The sequence below is a fragment of the Streptococcus ovuberis genome (assembly GCF_012396585.1).
GTDB classification, from domain to species: Bacteria; Bacillota; Bacilli; order Lactobacillales; family Streptococcaceae; genus Streptococcus; species Streptococcus ovuberis.
On the sequence record NZ_JAAXPR010000012.1, the window covers coordinates 1 to 23,217 of the forward strand.

The window sequence follows — 23,217 nt, forward strand, 5'->3', positions numbered from 1 at the left end:
TTTTTTGATAAGGAGATGAGATGACAAGAATTGAAAAAGTGAAACAAAAGGCGATTTTAGAGGTGGCAGAAAGTCTAGGTTATTCTTTTAAACGACTATCAGGGCAAGTCTATGAACATCCAGAACATGATTCCTTTCGGATTTTTTCGGATACCAATACTTTTAAATGGTTTTCTCGTGACATACAAGGAGACGTGATTGATTTCGTTCAGTTAATGGCAGGAGTGTCTTTCAAAGAAGCCTTGTCCTACCTTGAAACTGGAGACTTTGAACAGGCTAAGGTGGTCGAAGAGGCTTACCAACCTTTTCGTTATTATCTAAGAGAAGAACCATTTGACCAAGCACGGATATACCTTAATGACATTCGTGGTTTAAGTGACGATACTATCAATGCTTTTGGCGGACAAGGCTTATTAGCACAGGCTTATTATCAGACAAAGGCCTTTCAAGAATCCGTCCTTGTCTTTAAGAGTTACAATCATCATGGCCAACTAGAGGGGGCAAGTCTTCAAGGGCTTGTCAAAGATAATCAGAGACATGATCGAGGTTACCTAAAGAAAATCATGAAAGACTCTCATGGATATGTGGGAATGAGTTTTGACATAGGAAAACCGAAACGCCTTATCTTTTGTGAATCGGTGATTGATATGATGAGCTATTATCAACTCCATCAGAAGCAGTTATCAGATGTTCGTTTAGTTTCTATGGAAGGTCTAAAACTCTCTGTGATTGCGTATCAGTCCTTACGATTAGCAGCTGAGGAACAAGGCAAACCTGAGTTTTTAGATACTGTCAAACCAAGTCGATTAACGCATTACCTTCATGCAATACAAGAGACGACTACTTTCTTTCAGACGCACCTAGGCTTATTAACCTTGGCTGTTGACAATGATGAAGCAGGGAGAGACTTTTGTCAGAAGTTATCTGAGAAAGGACTTCCCATTGAAACAGACTTACCACCATTACAGGAACTGGAAACTAAAGCAGATTGGAATGATGTCGTGACATATCAGAGAGACCTTTCTCTAAAGGACGTAATCCAATCGGCTAAGTTACAGGTTATCAGAAGTAATCCTCCACCTAAGCGAAATATGGTTTTAGACTTGTGATAACAAAATCAAGTTTCTTATCATAAGCTAGAAAGAAATAAGGAGGATACCCTATGAGTGTGATTGAACGCTTAGCTGAAAGAGTAGCTAGGCAAGAGGACAAAGTTGCGAAGGAGACGGAAAAACTAGAGACCTATCGCAATCAATTACAAACAGCGATGTATCAAGCCTTTATCAAACGCCAACAAAATAGTCCCTGGACTTTTGATGAAGCATTGACGCAGGCTTTTGGCCAAGAAGAACAACCAACACTATCCGATAATAGAAACGAGGAATAACAGATGACAAAAGATTGGACCTTTGACCAACCCCTAGATGATAAAATACCAACGTCTTCATCAGAAGAACGTGCGAAGATTGCGGCACTATTCCATCAGGAAAAACAACAAGAACCTGGAGAGGTTGATTATGTGGCAGCCTTTGAGATGGAACAACAAAAGGCTAAAGAGCAGGCCGTTTCACAACCAAAACCACAAGAGAAAGTAGAGCCAAGACAAGTTCCATCACCTACCATTACAAGCGACTACAAACAACATCTAGCCAATGTGATGGCTCAAAACAATGAGGATATTGCACAAAGTCAGAAGAAAATCGAAGAGTTGCACAAGTTGATTGATGACAAGAATAAGCACAATAAAAAATTACAAGCCATTTCAGAAGCTATTGATGACTTGTAAGTACGAGCAGTCCTTACAAGGGCTGCTTTTTATGAGGAGAGAAGATGAGATTATTCAAAAAGCAAAGACACCATCAAGATAGTTTTAAACGACTCATTCATCGCTTATCAGGAATGTCTGAAGCTGACTTACATAAGGTTAACCAATTACTAGATGTCGTGTTTGATTCAACCAGCCAAACAACCAGTGACGTAAAAAAAGTTCTTAAATATTTACAAAAGGAGCCTAGCCTAGATGAGACCATTACTGAAGCTAAGGATAAACTGAGGACTGAACAACTTGAAAAACGGATAGAGCAGTTTAGGCAGGCGAAGAAACCAAAAAACGGATAACGCACCATTTTTGGTGCGTTATCCGTTTTTTGTGTTATAATGAAAGTAACTTAATAGGGGGGCATTAACTATGATTGGTGACAATATTAAATCGTTACGAAGAACTCATGATTTGACACAACCAGAATTCGCAAAAATTATTGGTATTTCAAGGAATAGCCTTAGTCGTTATGAAAATGGGACAAGCTCTGTTTCGACAGAGCTAATAGATCGTATTTGTCAGAAATTTAACGTTTCTTATGTCGATATTGTAGGAGAAGAAAAGATGCTAACACCAGTAGAAGATTATCAATTGACTCTAAAAATAGAAATCATCAAAGAGCGTGGTGCAGCGATTTTATCCGAACTGTATCGCTATCAAGATAGTCAAGGGATAGCTTTTGATAATGAGACTAGCCCTTGGATTTTGATGAGTGATGATTTGTCAGACCTTATCAATACTAAGATTTATCTTGTTGATACCTTTGATGAGGTAGAGCGTTACAATGGTTATTTGGATGGTATTGAACGGATGTTGGAGCTTGCTCGTCATCAGGTGGTGGCTTAATGAGGTTGGAAGCATTTAGTCAAGCAGACTTTGACCTAGCCTTAAAACGGACCATTCGTTCCTTAACTCGAGGTAAAACGACATCAGATAATCCAAAGGCTATTTTACTTGGTAGACAAAGCGGAGCAGGTAAAACAACGATACACCGTATCAAGCAGAAAGAGTTTCAAGGGAATATCATTATTATTGATGGCGATAGCTATCGTTCTCAGCATCCCAATTACTTAGCCTTGCAAGAAAAGTATGGTAAAGACAGCGTGGACTATACCAAGGGATTTGCAGGAAAAATGGTAGAGTATCTTGTTGACGAACTTAGCACGCAAGGCTACCATTTGTTAATTGAAGGAACTTTGCGTACCACTCAAGTTCCAAGAAAAACTGCTCAATTATTAGCATCAAAAGGCTACCAAGTTTCCTTAGCTATTATTGGTACCAAACCAGAACTGTCCTATCTCAGTACCTTGATTCGTTACGAAGAGCTTTATGCCATAGATCCGACTCAGGCCAGAGCAACTCCAAAAGAACACCATGATGGAATTGTAGAGAACTTGATTGATAACCTAAAGGAGCTTGAAAGCGATAAACTCTTTGACCAGATTCAGATTTATCAAAGAGATAGAACTTGTATCTACGATTCTGAAACTGATGAAGGCTCCGCGGCAGAAGTGCTACAAGAATGCCTATTTGGAAAATGGAGCAAGATAGAGGAGGAGATGTTGAAGGTGGAGCAGGAACGATTGAGAGAGTTTTTGGAAATGAAAAAAGGTAGAATTTATGAAAATAAATAAAATTAATGTTAAAAATTATCGTCTACTGAAAGATTTTTCCTTAGAATTAAAAGGAGATTTATCCTTAATTGTTGGTAAAAATAATTGTGGTAAAACTTCAATTTTATCTATTTTAGAAAAGATAATAAATAAAAGTTCTAGTTTAACCTGGGAAGATATAAATTTGTATCATAGAAAAGTAATTTTTGAAAATATAAAAAAGGTGTCGGAGACTTCTGACTCGGAATTAGAACCTATTCTAGGAATAAATCTTCAAATATGGATTCAGTACTCAGATTCGGATTCGTACCAAAACATTCAGGTGTTTATGATGGATTTAAATCCTGATAATAATTTTATTATTCTTGATTTTTCGTATATAGTCCCTATTCCGAAGCTTCATGACTTAAATACCGAAATAAGCGATTTTTCAGATGATTTTTCAAAATTTGAGTCATTTATGAAGAAGAATATGAGTAAATTTTTTGAGATGCAGATTAACTCACGGGGATATAATCCTGATACACAGAAATTGACAGAAGAAAAGTCTGATTTACTTGAAATGAAAGACATTCATAAACTTATTAAAATAAGAGGGATTAGGGCTAATCGAGAAGTATCAAATAAAGAAAATAATCATTCACTATCTAAAACATCAAATCTATTTTATAAATCAAATAATGGTGATGATATTGACAATGCTGCAAAAAATTTACTTCAATCTGCAATTATAGAGGCAGATGAAGCTTTAACCAAGGCATATAATGGTGATGGTGAAGATGAAGGAGTTTTCACTTCGATCTTTGAAAGAGTAAAAAAATTTGGTGGAAATGATAGTGAATCAGAGTTGGAAATTCATTCATCTCTTTCTGAGAAAGACATTTTGAGTAATAATACAATACTATACTATAAACATGACGATAGTTTATTACCAGAAACATACAATGGTTTGGGATATTTAAATCTATATGAGATGATTTTTGAAATAGAGAGGTTGATGGCAGATATCAAAAATAATCCTGCCGATATTAATCTAGTTTATATTGAGGAGCCAGAGTCGCATACACATCCACAATTGCAATATGTTTTTATCAAGAATATTAAAGGTTTGCTGAAGGAACATGATGGTGAACTAAAAGCAAGTGGATATATTAGTGGTATTCAAGCTTTAATTACAACTCATTCATCACACATAGTGTCTGATTGTAACTTTGATGATTTAATTTATTTTAAGCGTGATAATGGCGTAGTAACATCAAGAGCTTTTAACTCATTAAAAGAAGAGTATGAGGATGATCAATTAGGATATAGATTTGTAAAGCAATATCTCACTCTCAACAGTAGTGAATTATTTTTCGCTGATAAAGTCATTTGTATTGAGGGGGATACGGAAAGAATTTTACTACCAACGATGATGCAAAAAGTGGATATAGCAACTCCAATAGAACAAGGTTCAAATATAATGCCATTACTTTCTCAAAACATTTCAATCATTGAAACAGGTGCTCATTCACAAGTGTTTAGGAAATTTTTTGACTTTTTAGGGATAAAAGTATTGATAATTACTGATATTGATCCTGTAAATAAAAATGAAAAGAATCGTTTTATCGCTTGTTCAGCAGTAAATGCTACATCTACGTCAAATACTTCTCTTAAAAGCTTCTTCAATATTTCAGGAGATGAAATTTTTTCAACAGTAACTCAAAAAAGTTTTGCTGAAAAAATAACACCAGATAATAGAATCCGTATTGCATATCAAATTCCCGAAGATAACAATGGTTATCAGCCTGCTAGTTTTGAAGATTCCTTTATCGGTTTAAATAAAGAATTCATTATTAAACAAAAAGATGGTCTTATTGAATATGAAGCTTTAAAAAACTTTGATGATGATGAAATAGAAGATTTCTATACATTTGCTAGGAATAAAGTGAACAAAAAGTCTGCCTTTGCATCAAGTTTATTATACTTTGAAGATGAAGAAAATACTTGGAAAGTACCTAAATATATTTCGGAGGGATTATTATGGTTACGAAAACAGTAGAGCCAGAAGTAGAAAAAGTATTTGAAGCAATAAAACAAGGTCAAAATTTTATTCTTGAAGGCGGTGCTGGAAGTGGTAAAACTTATTCGCTAATTTCAATTATTGAAAAAATATCGATTGAAGAACCTAAAAAATCAATTGTATGTATTACCTATACTAATAATGCTGTTGCAGAAATTAAATCACGAATAATTAATGATAATTTATGGGTATCAACAATTCATGAGTTTATCTGGCATATCATTGGAAATTTCCAAAAAGAGATTAAAGAATGTCTTGTTGAGTTAATAAATGATGATTCACAAAAGTTATTTGTTTCACCAAAGGATGTAATTGAAGAAGAAAGTATTTCACTTGATTACTTTGATGATGTCCGTGTTGACTATGCTGAATGGTACTCTATGAGTATAACAGAGCAAAATAAAGTCCAAATAAGTCATGACCATATTCTAATAGTTGCCGAAAAAATGTTTTCAAAATATAAGAAGTTATGTGATGTTTTAGCGGATACTGCAAACTATATTTTTGTTGACGAATATCAAGATACAAGTCCACTAATTGTGAAAATATTATTAGAGCATCTTCAAAAGAGTACTAAGAAAAATGTTGTAGGCTTTTTTGGAGATTCTATGCAAGCTATTTATGATTCAGGGGTAGGAGACTTAAATTCTTATAATTTGGCAAAGATACAAAAAACTCAAAATCGTCGTAATCCTAAAAAAGTTATTGATTTAGCCAATAAAGTTAGAAATGATGGTTTAGTTCAAACTCCCTCCAACGATGATACGGCTCCCAATATGGACGATGGGAGTGTCATTGCTGGAACAGTGAAATTTGTCTACGGGAACGATATTAATCAACTTGATGTTCTTAGAAATAGTAAACTATATAAAGCTTTAGAATTTGATATAGATAAAAAAACAAAAGAATTACGTCTGACACATAAACTTAATGCAGAAATGGCAGGTTTCTCTAAGTTATTTGAATTATATAATACTGATTTATTTGTGAAATTAATTACAGGTATAAAGAAAAAAATCAATGAAAATAAGATAGCTGATAAAGGAAAAACGTTTGAAGAACTGGTAAGCATAATGAATTCTTACGTATCACTAAATTTAATATAACTTCATCAGAAGATAAAATTAGTCTATCTAAAGTTATGACAAAAATCTCTGTTGATGATATTACAATTGGAAAAGTCATAGAACTTGCAGAGGAAAGTGGATTAATTTCAAAGGATGACTTATTTACTAATTTTATTGAAAGTAGGGGACATTATTTATGGTCACGACTTAAGATAATGCCATTTCAAGAATATGTAAATAGTATTGCTTATCTCAGAGAATATGTATCTGTTATAACGCAGCATAAGGTTAAAGGTAGTGAATATGATAATGTTTTAGTTTTATTAGATAATGGAAAATGGAATCAATATAATTTTGATAGCCTATTTGGTAAAGGTTCAGTTAATGAGAATGTCCAAAAAAGAACTAAGAAGTTATTCTATGTTGCAATTACTAGAGCAATGAAAAATTTAATTGTTTACATGCCGAGTAATGATAGTCAGATTATTCAAAAAGCACAAGATTATTTTGAACCAAATGATATTATTGATGTTTTGTCTTTAGTTGATGAGTAAATTAAAGACATTTACTGAGTTAAATTTAGTAAGGAGGAATATTATTATGTTAGAAAATAATTTACTTGAATTTGATATTACAGGTATTTTAGGCTCCGAAATTAATCAACATATTGATTTTTACAATGATGAAGTTGAGAAAGCCTATACCGCAATAAAAAATAACGATGATAATACTGCCTTAGCTATCCTACGAGCATTAAAATCACAGTTAGATAGAGAATATAAGTATTTTGATTCCAAGAGATTCAGGAGTTTCAACAATTTAAATGATGCATATAGCTATGTTGATGGTATAAATAGAGCGAGTAGAGCATTAGTAGGTGCACCTAACTATCGTAATATGAAATCTATGTTATATGATATTCAGGATTATATGACTAGATCTAAATATGAAGATAATTTATATTATGGAAATATATTTGCCTTAACGGTCGATAATCGGTTAGAAGAGATGACAAATCAAGAGTATCATTCTAGAGATGGTAAATTACTTCAAGGGATTAGAGCATTTTACCTCCGACCAGGGAAAGGAACTGCAAAAGAGTGTATTAAACTATCTAAAGGGTGTTCTTCAAAGAGTTTAGAACCGTATGTTTTTAAAGAGTATTTTGCTAAATATTTAAGATAGTTTCCGAGAGCATTTAGCTCTCTTTTTTTCTTACCTTCTTCTGTAATGTGATAACTTTTCCAAATCATCCTTCTTATCCTTATATCATTCATATGAAAATCAAGTGTTGATTTTCTACTGGGGGTTTGGGGGCGTAGCCACCAAGTTATCATATCGTTAGTTGTCAAAACTGGAAGGTTTTGGTCGGCTGGCGATATGATTTTTTGGGTATTGTGACCACAATGCCTGAGCTCGCAAAGACCGAACAAGGACTTTAAAAAATTTCTCGTATGACACACGGGGTCGGGGGTTACCCGAGAAAGGATGAAAGTGAGGGAAAGAGATGTCTGAACAGTACCGTGACATTCGAAAAGAGGTAAATCTAACCACAGATGAGTTAAAACAGATTGAAAAAATGATGGAGGTTGATAATTATCGTCACTTTTCACCATTCGTCAGGGATAAAATTTTGATGACTGATGACAAACAGTTAGCTGCCAAAGAATGGTTTTCCCTTTGGCAGTCTCAAAAGTTTGAACAGATCAGTCGAGATGTGCATGAAGTTCTAGTTGTCGCAAGAGAAAATCACCAAGTGACTCAAGAACACGTGTCAATCTTATTGACCTGCGTTCAAGAATTGATTGCGGAAGTCAATCAAGTACAACCACTCAGTCATGAGTTTCGTGAAAAATACATGAGATAGGAGGCTACTATGGTTTATCGATATCGCACTAATCTCAAAAAAGTATTTTTAACAGATTCAGAGTTACATCAATTGAATGAACGAATTGCTAAGAGTCATTGTCAAAATTTTTCAGTCTATGCCAGAAAAGTGTTGCTGAATCCCAATATGTCATTTGTCACGATTAACACGGATACTTATGACCAGTTAGTATTTGAATTGAGACGGATTGGAAATAACATTAATCAAATTGCGCGTGCCATCAATCAAAGCCATTTGATTTCTCAGGAACAGTTACAAGAATTGAGTAAGGGAGTTAGTGAGTTAATTTCTGGCGTAGAGAAAGAATTTCAAGTGGAAGTGAAAAGACTGAAGGAGCTCTATGGTAGTCACTAAACACTTTGCGACACACGGAAAAAAATATCGTAGGCGTTTAATTAAGTATATTCTCAATCCAGATAAAACGGACAATTTGAAATTGGTATCTGATTTTGGCATGAGCAATTACTTAGACTTTCCTAGCTATGAAGAAATGGTAGAAATGTACAATGTCAACTTTACCAATAACGACAAGTTGTACGAATCTAGAAATGACCGACAAGAAAAACACCAGCAAAATATTCATGCCCATCACCTCATCCAATCATTTTCTCCTGAAGATAATTTGACTCCTGAAGAAATCAATCGGATTGGTTATGAGACTATGATGGAATTGACAGGAGGTCTCTTTAAGTTTATCGTAGCAACTCATACAGACAAAGATCATGTCCACAACCATCTCCTAATCAATGCCATAGACAGTAACTCAGATAAAAAATTGATATGGAATTATGCCTTGGAACGAAATCTCCGTATGATTTCAGACCGTATTTCTAAAATGGCGGGGGCAAAAATTATTGAGAAGCGTTACTCGTATCGTGACTATCAAAAATATAGGCAGTCTAGTCATAAATTTGAATTGAAGCAGCGCCTTTATTTTTTGATGCAGCAGTCAGAGTCCTTTGAGGATTTTTTGGAAAAAGCAGAGCAGTTACATGTTCACATTGATTTTAGTCAGAAGCATAGTCGATTCATGATGACTGATAGAGCAATGACAAAACCAATTCGAGGACGCCAACTCAGCAAACGAGATTTATATGATGAAGAATTTTTTCGTACACATTTTGCCAAGCAAGAGATTGAAAGTCGTTTAGAATTTTTGTTGAACCGTGTCAATTCTTTAGAAGAGTTACTAACAAAAGCAAAAGAATTGAATCTAACCATTGACTTAAAACAAAAAAATGTAATCTTTATACTTGAAGAAAGTGGAAAGCAATTCAGTCTGAGTCATAAAAAAATAAGTGATAAGAAATTATATGATGTCAATTTTTTTCAAGATTATTTTAAAAATAAGGAAGTCGGTGATTCAGAAGGATTAGAGAATTTACAGGAACAGTACCATGCTTTTCAAGAAGAACGTGATAAGGAGAAGGTATCCAATGAAGAAATTGAGGAAGCCTTTGAGGAATTTAAGGAAAAGAGAGATGCCGTTCATGAATTTGAAGTGGAACTTGTAGAACACCAAATTGAGAAGTTAGTTGATGAGGGGATTTATATCAAGGTGTCTTTTGGTATTAAGCAGAGTGGCCTTATTTTCATTCCCAACTATCAACTAGATATTATTGAAGAAGATAATGAGAAAAAATATAAAGTCTATATTCGTGAAACAACGTCATACTTTGTCTACAATAAAGAATACTCAGATACGAATCAGTACATCAAAGGGCGAACCTTGATTAGACAGTTGACCAATGATAGTCGGATGATACCATACAGAAGACCAACAGTTGAAAGTTTACAGAAAAAGATTACTGAGATTAACCTCTTGATTGAGTTAACTGAGACAGATAAGAAGTATCAGGATATTAAAGACGAACTGGTCTCAGAAATAGCAGAGCTAGATATTAAACTGACTCAAACTAATGAAAAAATCGCCACCTTGAATAAGATGGCGGAAGTACTTATCAATCTGAAGAGTAGTGATTATGAGAGTAGAAACTTAGCTAAGTATGACTTTACTAAAATGAATATGACGGAATCAATAACGTTAGATCGACTCAATTCAGATATTTTAAAATTACAACAGGAACTTGGTAATGACATTAACAAATATGAGGAGGTAGCTAGAAGGTTAGAAACATTTGTAAAATTGTTAAGTGATAAAAGAAATATCAATCAAAGCTTACAGAAAAATATTTCGTTAGAATAAAGAATAAGTAGACTAGAAAGCTAGAAATATTTTATAAAACAAAAGTGGATTTTCTGTCCGTTATTCGGACCATAAAGTACATCTAAGTAAGAGCAAATTTGATCTTGATAGAGATTTTTGATGATATTTATAATATCAAACTGATAATCGCGTATGTTATTCGAATAGATGAGATTGAATAGGTAGGGTAATTAATGTTTGGAAGTATTCATTTTGTTTGCTTGAGATGGCTAATTTTCCATCATGAGCTTCAATTATGTGTTTAGAAATTTTTAAACCCATGCCACTCCTGCGAACTCCTGATATATCAAACTCGAAATTTTCATTCTCCTGAATGTTTTTTAAACATTCAGGAGAAGCACCAATTCCATTATCTTCAATTACGATTGCGACATAATTTTCTGATAAAAGTTTTAAGTAGATTTTGATGTCACATCCGGCATGGTTATGGAGCACAGAATTATAAATGACATTGTGAATAACACGTGAAATAAGATTTTTTTCAATATTCATCCTTTTATCTTTTAAATTATCATCAGTTTCCAATTCGAAGTTAAAGTTATCCCAAATATCTTGATTGATTATTTGAATGATGATACGTCTGAAAAAGGGTATTATGTCTATGAGTTCTTTATTAAGTTGTAGGTCACCATTTGTGAGTCTAGCAAAAATATTTAGATCATTTAACAAGTTTTGGATATAACTACTTTCAATTAGGCAAGTATCCAGATAGTTTAGAAGATCTTTGTCAGAGATTTTTTCAATTGCAATCGAAATGTTTGATATAATAACAGACAACGGTGTTTTTAAATCATGTGCTATACCAGATACCCACTCTTCTTTAAATTTTGAGCTCTGTTTCAATAGCTTATCAGCATTATTAATAGCATGTGTTAGATTATCTAATTCAGAAATAGAGTTTATCGCTCTATCTAACCCACTAGGAAGGTTAGCAATTGCTTTAATAAGAGGTGATAGATGCTTATATATATAACTATTGCTATAGTGATACAGCAAAACAAAGTATAAGCAGTTCAATAGTATAGTACCAATTACAATAATAGGTAGTGTTTTAATAACATCTAAATCAAGATAATTTGTTAGATAGCGTGCTATTTTATCTTTTGGAAAGGCTATAATAATAATTTTTTCAGCTTTTTCCTGAGTAAAGACTGGATAATCATTTAAGTAGTATTTGGAAAATTTTATGACTTCGGAATATGTAAAATGAGAAGCAATGTTATGAGGCTTTTTGATATTAAAAACCTCATTTCCAGACTCATCAATGATTTGAATCCATAAATTATTGTTCCTTATAATATCTAGTCCTTTATTTTTAACATTAATAGAGTCTTCATTAATTGATATGTTATCTACAAGTTTACTTATGGTAGTAGTGACATTTTGGTGTTTCCTAACATAAAATACTGTTACTGATAGGATGGCGATATTGAAGAGTATAATGAACATAAAGGACAAAATATATTTTAAAAGACTTTTTTTTAAAATATTATTGCTCATAGTCAAGCTCCTTACGGTATAAATTTATATCCAAGTCCCCTGACTGTCAGAAGATGTTTCGGCTTAGAAGGGATATCTTCAATTTTTTCTCTAAGATTACGAATATGAACAATCAAGGATTTCTCATATCCATAATCATGGTCTCCCCAAACAGTACTGCAGATTGAATCAATAGAGACGATATAATTTTTATTGGCAATCAATTTCTTTAGAATTTGTAACTCAATAGCAGTTAAAGTAATATACTCATTATTTTTTTCGATAGTAGCAGCCCTCAGATTAAGTAAACAATCTCCGAACGAAATAACTTCAAGTTCATCTCTGTAGCTTCTTCTTAACAAGGAAAGAATTCTATACACGAGATTTTTAGGAATAAACGGTTTAGTAACGTAGTCATCGCCACCTATATCAAATCCAATTATTTCGTCAGTAGGATTGTCTCTGGCAGTTAAAAATAAAATAGGTAGCTCTTGTTTTTCACGTCGAATATATTTAGCGAACTCGAACCCTTCCCCATCAGGTAGCATAATATCTAATATAACAAATTCAATATTTATTTTTGAGTATATAGAAATTGCTTCTTCAATTGAATACGCACTTATAATGTTTACAAATTTATTATTTAGCAATACTTCTTTTATTGACCGGTTTAATGCGAGATCATCATCAACAATTAAGATGTTTTTGGCTAATAGAATTTCGTCAAAGTTCATAGATAAGTCCCTCCTATATCTGAATGTTCTATTTTATATCATTATAGCATACCCTGATGAGTTGGAAGGAGGGATAGGTAAAATTAATCTTGTCTTTATGTTTACTTTATCTTAACTTTATCTTCGGTATGTAAAATCAATAGTGTAACTAGGATAAAGAAAGTTAATTGTCTAAAAAAAAGAGGTGATTTCAATGAAAAACACAAATATTATTGATATTGAAGCTACAAATGCCTTACAAGAACTTAGTTTTGAAGAACTTGATACAATTATCGGTGCAAAAAAGAAGGGTAACGATGGTGCCATCCCAACGATTTCGCATGATTGCCATATGAATTCATGGCAATTTATCTTTACTTGTTGTTCATAGTATCCAAGTAAAGTTAGCAGATTAATGAAATTATTTTCTTTATCTAGGTTACGAGTAAATAAGCTGGGGTATTTGATTAAATGGAAATTAAGAGTTGCCATCATATCAAGATACTTCAGCTTATTTTTTAAGTATGAACTAGCAAATAAATGAAGAGAGGATATGACGATTATGAAGAAACATTCTGAATTATTTAATGGGTATATGAAGGTGTTTATAAAAAAATATGTACCGGATATACATAATTCATTTTATCAAAATATTTATAATTTAATTCTAGATTTACAAATGAACTTATTAATATTTATTTGTAATAGGAAGCGACTTTTGGGAGAACTTGCTGGTGATACTCCCGAGAAACGTTATCAATATTTTAATGAAGTTTTGTGTTTACGAGGAGATATACTCCGAGAAATTGAGGAAGAATTTCCTGAAATTATATATCGCACAGTAACTCAAATAAATAAATATATAAAGTTGCAGGAGGATGTTAGGAATAAATTTAATGAAGATTTTAATTTGTTAAAATCACAAAATTTTATTTCAACAGATGACTGTAATGTTAATGAGAGCGATCTTACGATTAATATAAGTGGAGATATCCATAATGGAAAAGGTGTTTGTATAGTAGCTTACAAAGAAGATAAGGTTGTTTATAAAAATAAGTCAATTAACTCAAATAAATTTATAAATCAATTTCTAAACTTAGTTAATAGCAGTATGACTGAAGAGGTTGTTTTAATACCAAATTTTTTGGAACGTGATGGCTATTATTGGGAGGAGTACATTTGCTATAAGGAAATTAAAAATATTAATGAAGGTAATGAATTTTATATCAATATGGGGCGGCTCCTATGTATAGCATACGCTTTAAATATTTCTGATTTACATTTTGAAAATTTAATTGCATTTGGGGAAATCCCAGTCTTAGTCGATGTTGAGACTATATGGAGTATAGGAGCCTATCCTATATCAGCTAAGGAAGACTCTACAAGAATACTTGTTGAGAAGAATTATGATTCAATATTAAATACAGGTTTACTTCCTATTTCTTCCCTAAATAAATCCTTTGGAGGGGATACAAGTGGGATTCTAGGAGGAAAATTTAGAGGTGAGGTGCGCGATATTGTAAATTTATATCGTGATGATATTCATATTGAACGTAGAAAAATAGAGAAAGAGACTTTTGATCATTTACCTTTCATCAAAACTAAAGAAGGAAATATATATTTGAAAGCCTCGGAGTATTTAGAATCTATCTTTTTAGGTTTTGATGAGATTGGTCAAATACTCATTACAAAACGAAGTGAGTTTATTGATCTCATAAGAAGTTATGAAGATGAGATAAACGTGAGAATATTATTTAGGAACACTAAGGAATATGGGATTATTAAGTCACTTTTACTATCTCCGATTTATTCAAAAAAAGAAGATATTTTGTTTGGAAAGATGTCAAAAAAATTAGATTTCTTTTCACATGAACAATTATCTTTATCTGAGGAAAAACAGCTATTGAATTTAGATATTCCATATTTTTCAGTGAAAGCAACTGATTCTTGGGTTACTGTAGATGGTAAGAAAATATGGGAGTTACCTAAAACACCAATTCAAAAAGTTTTAGATAAGTTTCTTAAGCTTAATGACGAATCATTGAATGAACAAAAATCATTAATTAAATTTTCAATTCAAGCTTCACAGCTTTTATTCTCGAATCAATTAAAACAGGATTTTTCTCTTTTTTCAAATTATTCTGTGAATAATGAAATTGTAGAGGAAGGGGTAGAGGCACTTGTCAGAGATATTCTCAATAAAAAAGTTGTTTCTGAATTTGATGAGTCGGTAAATTGGTTGAATTTAACTGTAGGAGACTTTGATGACTTGGAATTAGAGCCTATGAATTATTCTATTTATAATGGAATATCAGGAGTAGCATTGAGTCTTATAGAATGTTATGATCTTTTAAAAGATGAACATTTAAAAATTCAAGTAAAAGAAACGATTGTAAGAATATATAATACTCTCAAAAATGCTTATAATTCTTATGAAGAAAATTACTCCTTGTATTTAGGAAAGTTAGGAATGCTTTTAACCATGCGAAGCATAGAAAACTTTTTAAATATAACTCATACATTAAAATTTACAAAAGAAGTCAAAGAAATATGTAATTTGCTATGTCAACATAATTATACGGATTTATTAGATGGGATAGCTGGAGCGGTAGATTTCATATTTTGTAATCCCGAATTAATTAAAGAAACGAAACCGGAATTACTTCAAATGAAGGATATTCTATTGAATACCGTTCGACATAATGATGAAGGGAGCACATTCTGGGATAAATCAGATAGACCAAATGTTAGTTTAGCTCATGGAAATCTAGGCATTGAAATAGCTCTTCTAGAATTATATGTCATATTTAGAGACTCTAGAATAAAGAAAGTATTTTCGAAAGCTATCGCTTTTGATATCTCGAGAAAGTTAAATCAAGGATGGCTTGATATTAGAAATAATTCGCATAGTGCTAATTGGTGTCACGGCTCAACGGGTGTTTTGATTTCTAGATTGAAATTCTTACGTATACATCAACATAGTAGTTGTCTATCTGAAAGTGAATGTAATACTTTCATTGAAGATATCAAACATGCAATTTACGATATAAAAAATATTGGTATTGATATGACTAATTTTACGTTGTGTCATGGAACAAGCGGAAATCTATTGGCACTCTCTTACTATATCGAAGAAGATATTTCAATTGATTTGAATAATGATATAAATCAAGCATTTTTATTAAATAAGTTTTGTAAGTTAAATAGTTTTGGCTTGGAGTTGGGATGGATGTGTGGACATGGAACTAATTATGAATCGTTAGGGCTGTTTACAGGTATAGCTGGAATTATTATGGCTAATAGTAAGTATATAAAATCAGCTACGATATCAAATAGTAATTTGATTGGTATATAACATAATAAAGGAAGAGGGTAGCAATGAAAATTATTTTACAAAATAATGAAGAAGATTGCTTGTTGGCATGTTATGCAATGCTATTGAACGATCTGGGACACAAAGTCCCTTTGTATGAAATCTATGATAAAGATTCGTTACCTGCTGATGGATTGAATTTAGAATATTTATTATCGTTAAATGATAGGTTTTATACAACAATTAAAGCATACCGTGCTTCCTTTGAAGGGGTGTATAGATTTTATCAAGAAAATAAAAGAAGACTAATTCTACATTGGAATAATGATCACTTTGTTGTGCTTGAAAAAATTAACCTTAATCAAGTTACAATAGTTGATCCTGCTATTGGGCGTCTGAGATATAGCAATGAAGAGTTTTTAGAACATTATTCGGGAACGATGGTTGCTGTAAATAAAGCTCAAAATTTTCAAGAAGTCAAATATAAATCAATCTTTTGGAAGTATTTCAAAAAAACTTTAAAAGCGAAGCCAATTATCTTATTTCTTATATCATTACTTCTAATTCAAGTTGGTGTATTGTTATTTTCTGTAGTTCTACGACAGATTTTAACAGAGAATCCCAAGATAATTTCCAGTATACTGGTATTAAGTATGGTGATTATTTTTCAACTAGTAGGTTTCCACATAAAAAATGGAGCACTAGATAAATATAATTTTGATTTTGATAAATATTACAGTAATAAAGTATTTCAAAATATATTGGAGAAACCATTACTTTATTTTAGAAATCAACTAAGTGGAGGAGTAACTGAAAAAGTCAATATTAAGTCAATACTTAGAGATAATGTAACGTTGAAAATCATTCCATCAAGTATAAGTTTGATTTCTGTGGTTGTTATTTTCATATATTTAATGATAATTTCAGTACGGTTGAGTCTTATTTTGATTATAATGATATTCATATATAGTATGCTGTCTATTGTGATTTATCAGAGACAAAATGAGTATAATCAGACGTATTTACAGTATTTAATTGATTTTAACTCAGAGTTACAGATAGATTTAGATGACATAGATTATATTAAAATTATGAGGAAGGAGAAAAAGACCCTTGAGTCTTGGAAATATCATAATAAACAACTTACCTCCAAGTATTCTCAAATTCTTAAATTAGAAAATTGTTCTCTGTCTATTGGAACTATTTTTAATTATATTAGTTTGTCTATGATAATCATTATCGCAGTATACTATAAGGATTATATACAAATTTCTCTTGCTGATTTGTTGGTGTATCAAACAAGTATCTCTTTATTGATATCATCAATTGAACAAGTTAAAAGTGCAGTTTTTGAAATTAATCGATTGGATGTCTATGCAGATAGACAAGGAGACTTATTAAAAAAGAGTGATCCAATTGTTACCCCAAGTAAGAAAAGTGATGAGTATTTAATAAGAGCAAAGCACTTAAATTTTTCATATGGTACACGATTAATATATAATAATCTGAATTTAACAATAAATAAAGGGGAAAAATTGGCTATTGTAGGTAAGTCAGGTAGTGGTAAGTCTACGCTTCTTTTACTACTTGCCGGTGTGTTGAGATACGAAGGAGAATTAAATTATGGAGTAGAAAAAATTGAAGATTCTTTGAGTGTGGTTCTTCAGAATATGACTCTTAGAAAAGGTAGTGTTTTAGAAAACTTGGAGTGGAACTCTGAAGATGCAGATTTGCTCACGCAAGTATTGGACGATACAACTGCTTCTGAAGTTATTGAACAGCTACCAAATAAAATTTATTCAAAATTACTGAAACAAGGAAAAAATCTCTCAGGAGGACAAATTCAAAAGATACTTATAGCTAAATCCCTTTTGAAAAAAGATGCAATTATTTTATGGGATGAAGCATTTAGTAATTTAGATGAACAAAGTAAAAATAAGATTTATCAAAATGTCCTACAAAATGATAAGTATTATGATAAGACAATGTTAATAGTGAGTCATCATCTTGATATCGTTAATTATGTCAACGGAATAATTTTTATAGATAGTGAAACTGGAGAAGTTATAAAAGATAAGCATGAACATCTTATGAAAACAAATATTAATTACCAAAATTTCATCAAGTCAAAGGTATAAACTTTTAATTTGATGAAATAAATGAAATTTTCTCTGGAGAGAGTGTAGTGGAGGAACTATATACATGGAAAACATAATTGAATTACATAACCTAACAAAGGTTTATAACGATGTAACGACAGTAAAATTAGAAAAAATTACAGTTAAAAGTGGTGAAATATATGGCTTTCTAGGACCAAATGGAGCAGGAAAAACTACGACAATGAAAATGATTTTATCATTGATTGAACCAACTACGGGAAAAATCCTAGTAAATGGGAGAGATGTAAAGAAAAATAAAGATTACCTTAGTCAAGTTGGTTCAATGATTGAAGAACCATCTTATTATCCCAATTTAACTGGTTACGAAAATCTATTAGTATTTCAAAAAATGATTGGTTTTAGTGAAGATAATATTTGGCCAACTTTAGAATTAGTAGGACTAACTGAAGAAAAAAATAGAAAGAAATTGGTTAGGGATTATTCTTTGGGGATGAAACAACGACTTGCATTGGCATTTGCGTTAGTTAAAGAACCAAACATTTTACTTTTGGATGAACCAACAAATGGTCTCGATCCATCCGGCATTCATGAAATTCGTGAATTAATAGTTAGACTGGCAAAAGTAAAAGGGCTAACAGTATTTATTTCCAGTCACATCCTAACAGAAATAGAACATATAGCTGATAGGGTAGGAATTATAAACAAAGGCCATCTTGTTTATGAGGGAAAAATAGAAAGTATAAAATCTAGTAATTGGATAGAAATAGGTGGAAATTTCTATCAAAATAATATTGTGCAAAGTTTACTTGATTTTGGTGATTTAGAAATATTGGAAGTTTCAAGAAATCAAATTAAACTGAAAAATATTGATGATGAAAAATTAGCAGATGTCGTGAGCTATTTGGCTACAAATGGTTATCGTATTTTCCGAGTAGCCCGAGCAAGTGAGAGTCTTGAAGATATTTTCCTTTCATTAACGAAGGAGGTTTAAAATGATAAGAGCAATACAAATTGAATTGTTAAAAAGCAAGAGAACAAAATCCTTCTTTATAGTGAGCATTTTAATGGTAATTGCTACAATTTGGAATATCCTTACTTTTTCAGCAGCAATTAAGCACCCAGAATTGAAGGTAACAGGAACACTTTTTAGCAATCAAAATGTCAACCTTTTCATACTACCAATTGCGGTTTCTATCTTTGCTTCAAGAATTGTTGGAAATGAGCATGCAGGACAAACTTTTAAGTTACAGGTCGCAAATGGACAACAAATGTTGACTATCTTTAATCATAAATTTTTATTTATGATGCTTTTGTTTAGTGTATTGTCAATATTAGAAGTTGGAGTTATTAGTTTTTTTGGAATTCAGGCAGGCATTTCTATTCCTTTTACTACTGTGAGTGTTCAGATAATCGGACAGCTTCTTGCAATATTTTCTTTAATCTGTCTCTACTTAACTTTTGCAATGATCATTGAGAAGCAGGGAATTTTATTGGCACTAGGATTGCTGGGCGGATTTATCAGTATTGTATTGAACCCTGGGAGTGATAGTTTTGTAAGTCTCCTAAATCCTCTCACGGGCTCAGGCAGTCTGGCTCCATATAAATATCAATTTATTAAAAAAGGATTATCTGAGTATATTTTCGATAATCAGATATTTATGAAAATGATAATTTATGTCGTTCAGTGTTTTATATTATACGGTCTGGCTCGTATTATTCTAAGAAGGAAAGGAAATTAATATGGGAAATTATTTCTTAGCAGAATGGAAAAAAACTCGTAAAATCCAAATTATATTAATTGGAATTACCTTTCTACTTGTTGCAAGTTTCATTGGATTAGGAATTTATTTTGCTAATCGAGAAGTATTGAAAGAAGGTACACAATCATTGGTTTTATGGGGGCAGCTAACCTTTTATAATAGTTCACTTCTGTTTCCACCGATGTTGGCTATTTTCACAGCAATTTTATTTATTCCTGAATTTGAAAGAAAAAATATCGAGTTTTTAAAAGCAAATCAAGTTTCAATGGGGAAACTATATTGTGGGAAATTGGTTAGTATTTGCATACTTCTTTTGTGTATCCAATTGTTCTTATTCTTTATTTTTATTGTTTCATCAAAAATTGATGGAATTGTATTGGATTTTAATTTGTTTGTGTATATTAAGTGGGTTTTGCTTTCTATTATTGCTTCATTTTCAATTATTACTCTTCAATCCTATATAATTGTGAAAACAAAAAGTTTTAGTAAAAGTATAGGATGGGCGACTGTAGGAAGCATGCTAAATTTTGTTCTAATCTTTGTTAATGAAAGACTCACACAATTCTTCCCTTACTCTCAACCAATGATTGCACTTCGAAGCAGGGCATTAGCGGATATTTCTTCATCTGATTTGCTTCTCTTTCTAGCAGTGAATGTTACTTACATTGTTGTATTTTCAAGATTAACAATAAGTACCTTAAATTGTAAAAATTAATACAAGATAGATATTCTAATTAAAAAGAATTGCTTATAGTATCTATACATCACTTTATGCCAGTTTGGCATAATTTCCAAGATTCGTTCAAAACTCGACTATAATTTTCTTAGGAGTGAGCGGTGTATAGGCGTATTAGAGATTTGAGAGAAGATTATGATTTTACTCAAGAGTACTTAGCAAAATACCTATCCTGTAGTCAATCGGCATATTCCAGGATTGAGACAGGAAAACGGCAAGTATCTATTGATTATCTTATTCAGCTTTCAAAACTCTATCAAGTCAGTACAGATTATATACTAGGGCTTACAGATAGCCCTTATCGTTTAAAAAGATTAAAATAGTTCCTCCTTGATTTGTTCATTGACAATTGAATAAACCGAGGTGGGACTTTCTTATTTGTCGAGCAATTTAGTGAGATACGCCGTGATAGGAGCGATAATTATCAACTATAAAATAGAATGGTTCTCTATCTGCCATGACCACAAATAAGGACAATGATACTTCTGAACGTTCAGGCTGCCAGCGTAAAAGGACAGCGGGTGAAATGCCCATGAGTGATTTAACCAATCATACCTACGGAGGTTAATAATATTAAATAGAGAGAAACTATTATGAAAATTAAATTTGTATCGGTTGAGAATAGTATAGCTGAGTGGGCAGATAAAAAAGCTATATTGAGGAGGTGGGAAGGTCTGAATCAATATACACTGAATAGATGGTTAGGTGAAATGAGAGATAATAAGCAGTTTAAAGATTATGTGATTAACCCAACTCATAAACTAGTCTTTATAAATTTGGAAGGTTTTGAAGAGTTCTTAAGATGGAAGCAGAGGGCGGTAAAATAAAGAGAATCATGATATAATATAAAATGGTTATATTTCTATGATTGATTTTTCTTTTCAAGTTTAAGGAAACGAAAATGTACTATAGAACAAAAACTAATTCAAAAGGAGTTACTCGATACGAAGTTGTAGATAAATATAAGGATCCACTAACTGGCAAGTGGAAGACAGCTGTTGTAAGTTATCATAAAAACACAAGTCGCGCTCGAAAACAAGCAGAACGCGAGCTCGAAGATAAAATTGAGAGATTAGTTAATGGCAGTGAAGCTCAATTTAATCCCCAGTTGATAAGAACATTCGGAGAGTTAAAGATGAGTTGGCTAGAAACCTGGTCAGTATCAGTAAAACCTCAGACAGTAAAAAGAGAGGCTTTTGTGATAGAACGTCTTGGTGAAATTATTGGTGATGATTATTTACTCGAACGTTTAACACCGTTATTGATGAAAAAGTGTTTGACTACCTATATGGAGAAATATAATGCGTCACAATCTACTATGATACATATAAAAAGCACTTGTAACAAAATTTTTAACCATGGTGTTCTTTATAATGTTATTCAGTTTTCACCAATGTCTGTAATAAAGCTAGAAACGTCCCTTGAGAAAAAGCGTGAAACAAAGAAAAAACGAGAAGCAAAGTTTTTAGAAATTCATGAAATTAGAGCTTTCTTTGAAACACTAAGTCGAAGAAGAAACCCGAATTATTATGACTTGGCTATAGTTTTACTATTTTCAGGACTGCGAATCGGGGAAGCTGCTTTTACAAAGGAAGATTTTGATGCTGAGAGAGGTATACTACATATTGATAAGGCTTTGCAATATCATGATTTGAAAGTTTCAGAATTCTACTTTGATGAAACTAAAACAATAAATGCTGATCGAGATGTTGCTTTACCTAAAGTGGCTTGTGATGCTATATTAAGGGCTATACAACGAAGTGAAGAGTTTGACCGCTATGCGATTGAAAATCCTTGCGAAGCATTTACATTCTCTGAGAGTGTTTTTAGAACAGAATACGGTTCACCAATAACTTCGCATTCTTTCCGGGAAGTACTTGCTCGTGTTGAAACTGATCTTATTAAAAACTGCGAAGAGAGATACGGTTTCAAATGGACAAAGCATGTAACCCCTCATTCCTTTAGACATATGCATATTACCTATTTACAAAGTGAGGGTATGAAAGTTGCTATAAAAGAAATTATGGAACGTGTTGGACATGCTAATTATGAAACAACTATGTTGTATACTCATAGCCAAGGAATATCTCAAAATCAAACAGTTAAAGCCTTAGATAAATTTATTGATAGAAATAATTTTAGATTTGAAGCATTAAAATCTTGGTCTAGCAAATATTCCAAAATATTAAATGATGAAATAGAAAATAATCTTGATTCAAAAATAATTGAATTTTCTTTAGATGATTTTGGAGACAAACTTGGTCTAAAATCAACTTATACACCTAGGCATATAACTGCAAATATAATACCTAAGCTTAAGAAAGATTTATCAAAATATTACAAGTCATTTGATATTTCTTATTTAAGAGAAGGAAAACAAAAGGTTGTTGGTTATAGGTTAACTTGGTGAATACAAAATC

Annotated in this window: 24 protein-coding genes; 22 read left to right on the forward strand and 2 right to left on the reverse strand. The window is 32.0% G+C overall.

Annotated elements, in window-relative coordinates:
* Positions 1-20 precede the first annotated feature (20 nt).
* The 13 genes from HF992_RS07180 (at position 21) to HF992_RS07235 (ending at position 10,655) form a co-directional block, all read left to right on the forward strand.
* The gene (locus HF992_RS07180) at positions 21-1,109 is read left to right on the forward strand and encodes a toprim domain-containing protein (RefSeq protein WP_168549375.1); all 1,089 of its coding nucleotides are present in this window, start codon (positions 21-23) and stop codon (positions 1,107-1,109) included.
* 53 nt (positions 1,110-1,162) lie between these two features.
* On the forward strand, positions 1,163-1,387 hold the full coding sequence (locus tag HF992_RS07185) for a DUF5965 family protein (protein ID WP_148876600.1): 225 nt from the start codon (positions 1,163-1,165) through the stop codon (positions 1,385-1,387).
* 3 nt (positions 1,388-1,390) lie between these two features.
* Positions 1,391-1,786 carry a DUF5945 family protein gene (locus tag HF992_RS07190; RefSeq protein WP_168549376.1) on the forward strand — a complete coding sequence of 132 codons (396 nt, stop codon included), beginning with the start codon at positions 1,391-1,393 and terminating at the stop codon, positions 1,784-1,786.
* Positions 1,787-1,830: 44 nt separating this feature from the next.
* Positions 1,831-2,118, forward strand: a complete 288-nt coding sequence (locus HF992_RS07195; RefSeq protein ID WP_168549377.1) for a hypothetical protein — start codon at positions 1,831-1,833, stop codon at positions 2,116-2,118.
* 70 nt (positions 2,119-2,188) lie between these two features.
* On the forward strand, positions 2,189-2,665 hold the full coding sequence (pezA, locus tag HF992_RS07200) for a type II toxin-antitoxin system antitoxin PezA (RefSeq protein ID WP_024388725.1): 477 nt from the start codon (positions 2,189-2,191) through the stop codon (positions 2,663-2,665).
* Complete coding sequence (gene pezT / locus HF992_RS07205) at positions 2,665-3,453, forward strand: type II toxin-antitoxin system toxin PezT (RefSeq protein ID WP_024388724.1); 789 nt, start codon at positions 2,665-2,667, stop codon at positions 3,451-3,453. The genes pezA and pezT overlap by 1 nt, the downstream gene beginning before the upstream one ends.
* Complete coding sequence (locus HF992_RS07210; protein WP_168549378.1) at positions 3,440-5,473, forward strand: ATP-dependent nuclease; 2,034 nt, start codon at positions 3,440-3,442, stop codon at positions 5,471-5,473. The genes pezT and HF992_RS07210 overlap by 14 nt, the downstream gene beginning before the upstream one ends.
* Positions 5,455-6,600 carry a UvrD-helicase domain-containing protein gene (locus tag HF992_RS07215; protein WP_246201266.1) on the forward strand — a complete coding sequence of 382 codons (1,146 nt, stop codon included), beginning with the start codon at positions 5,455-5,457 and terminating at the stop codon, positions 6,598-6,600. The genes HF992_RS07210 and HF992_RS07215 overlap by 19 nt, the downstream gene beginning before the upstream one ends.
* Positions 6,601-6,635: 35 nt before the next feature.
* Positions 6,636-7,115: a C-terminal helicase domain-containing protein gene (locus tag HF992_RS12385; RefSeq protein WP_246201267.1), complete on the forward strand. Its 480-nt coding sequence runs from the start codon at positions 6,636-6,638 to the stop codon at positions 7,113-7,115.
* Positions 7,116-7,161: 46 nt separating this feature from the next.
* The gene (locus HF992_RS07220) at positions 7,162-7,746 is read left to right on the forward strand and encodes a hypothetical protein (protein WP_228380406.1); all 585 of its coding nucleotides are present in this window, start codon (positions 7,162-7,164) and stop codon (positions 7,744-7,746) included.
* A 322-nt stretch (positions 7,747-8,068) separates the two neighbouring features.
* Complete coding sequence (locus HF992_RS07225) at positions 8,069-8,428, forward strand: SAG1252 family conjugative relaxosome accessory protein (RefSeq protein ID WP_168549379.1); 360 nt, start codon at positions 8,069-8,071, stop codon at positions 8,426-8,428.
* 9 nt (positions 8,429-8,437) lie between these two features.
* Complete coding sequence (mobC, locus tag HF992_RS07230) at positions 8,438-8,803, forward strand: plasmid mobilization relaxosome protein MobC (RefSeq protein WP_168549380.1); 366 nt, start codon at positions 8,438-8,440, stop codon at positions 8,801-8,803.
* Positions 8,790-10,655: an SAG1250 family conjugative relaxase gene (locus HF992_RS07235; protein ID WP_168549381.1), complete on the forward strand. Its 1,866-nt coding sequence runs from the start codon at positions 8,790-8,792 to the stop codon at positions 10,653-10,655. Before mobC ends, HF992_RS07235 begins: the two co-directional genes overlap by 14 nt.
* A 156-nt stretch (positions 10,656-10,811) precedes the next feature.
* On the opposite strand, the gene HF992_RS07240 is transcribed toward HF992_RS07235, so the two are convergent.
* Entirely contained in the window at positions 10,812-12,176 is a 1,365-nt protein-coding gene (locus tag HF992_RS07240) for a sensor histidine kinase (RefSeq protein ID WP_168549382.1), read from the reverse strand.
* Between the two features lie 11 nt (positions 12,177-12,187).
* The gene (locus tag HF992_RS07245; RefSeq protein WP_001008292.1) at positions 12,188-12,889 is read right to left on the reverse strand and encodes a response regulator transcription factor; all 702 of its coding nucleotides are present in this window, start codon (positions 12,887-12,889) and stop codon (positions 12,188-12,190) included.
* A gap of 193 nt (positions 12,890-13,082) precedes the next feature.
* Between HF992_RS07245 and HF992_RS07250 the strand changes: the two genes are divergently transcribed.
* The 9 genes from HF992_RS07250 to HF992_RS07290 all read left to right on the forward strand — a co-directional run bounded on the left by HF992_RS07250 (position 13,083) and on the right by HF992_RS07290 (position 23,207).
* The gene (locus HF992_RS07250; RefSeq protein ID WP_079260956.1) at positions 13,083-13,259 is read left to right on the forward strand and encodes a lacticin 481 family lantibiotic; all 177 of its coding nucleotides are present in this window, start codon (positions 13,083-13,085) and stop codon (positions 13,257-13,259) included.
* 162 nt (positions 13,260-13,421) lie between these two features.
* Complete coding sequence (locus HF992_RS07255; RefSeq protein WP_168549383.1) at positions 13,422-16,223, forward strand: type 2 lanthipeptide synthetase LanM family protein; 2,802 nt, start codon at positions 13,422-13,424, stop codon at positions 16,221-16,223.
* A gap of 23 nt (positions 16,224-16,246) precedes the next feature.
* Positions 16,247-18,319, forward strand: a complete 2,073-nt coding sequence (locus tag HF992_RS07260; protein ID WP_168549384.1) for a cysteine peptidase family C39 domain-containing protein — start codon at positions 16,247-16,249, stop codon at positions 18,317-18,319.
* A gap of 64 nt (positions 18,320-18,383) precedes the next feature.
* Positions 18,384-19,292: an ABC transporter ATP-binding protein gene (locus tag HF992_RS07265; RefSeq protein ID WP_168549385.1), complete on the forward strand. Its 909-nt coding sequence runs from the start codon at positions 18,384-18,386 to the stop codon at positions 19,290-19,292.
* Between the two features lies 1 nt (position 19,293).
* The gene (locus HF992_RS07270) at positions 19,294-20,040 is read left to right on the forward strand and encodes an ABC transporter permease (protein WP_168549386.1); all 747 of its coding nucleotides are present in this window, start codon (positions 19,294-19,296) and stop codon (positions 20,038-20,040) included.
* A gap of 1 nt (position 20,041) precedes the next feature.
* A complete protein-coding gene (locus HF992_RS07275) occupies positions 20,042-20,776 on the forward strand; it encodes an ABC transporter permease (protein WP_168549387.1) in 735 nt (244 codons plus the stop codon).
* A 122-nt stretch (positions 20,777-20,898) separates the two neighbouring features.
* The gene (locus HF992_RS07280; RefSeq protein WP_168549388.1) at positions 20,899-21,120 is read left to right on the forward strand and encodes a helix-turn-helix domain-containing protein; all 222 of its coding nucleotides are present in this window, start codon (positions 20,899-20,901) and stop codon (positions 21,118-21,120) included.
* Between the two features lie 270 nt (positions 21,121-21,390).
* Positions 21,391-21,624: a hypothetical protein gene (locus HF992_RS07285; RefSeq protein WP_043043681.1), complete on the forward strand. Its 234-nt coding sequence runs from the start codon at positions 21,391-21,393 to the stop codon at positions 21,622-21,624.
* A gap of 74 nt (positions 21,625-21,698) precedes the next feature.
* Positions 21,699-23,207, forward strand: a complete 1,509-nt coding sequence (locus tag HF992_RS07290; RefSeq protein ID WP_168549389.1) for a tyrosine-type recombinase/integrase — start codon at positions 21,699-21,701, stop codon at positions 23,205-23,207.
* Positions 23,208-23,217 lie beyond the last annotated feature (10 nt).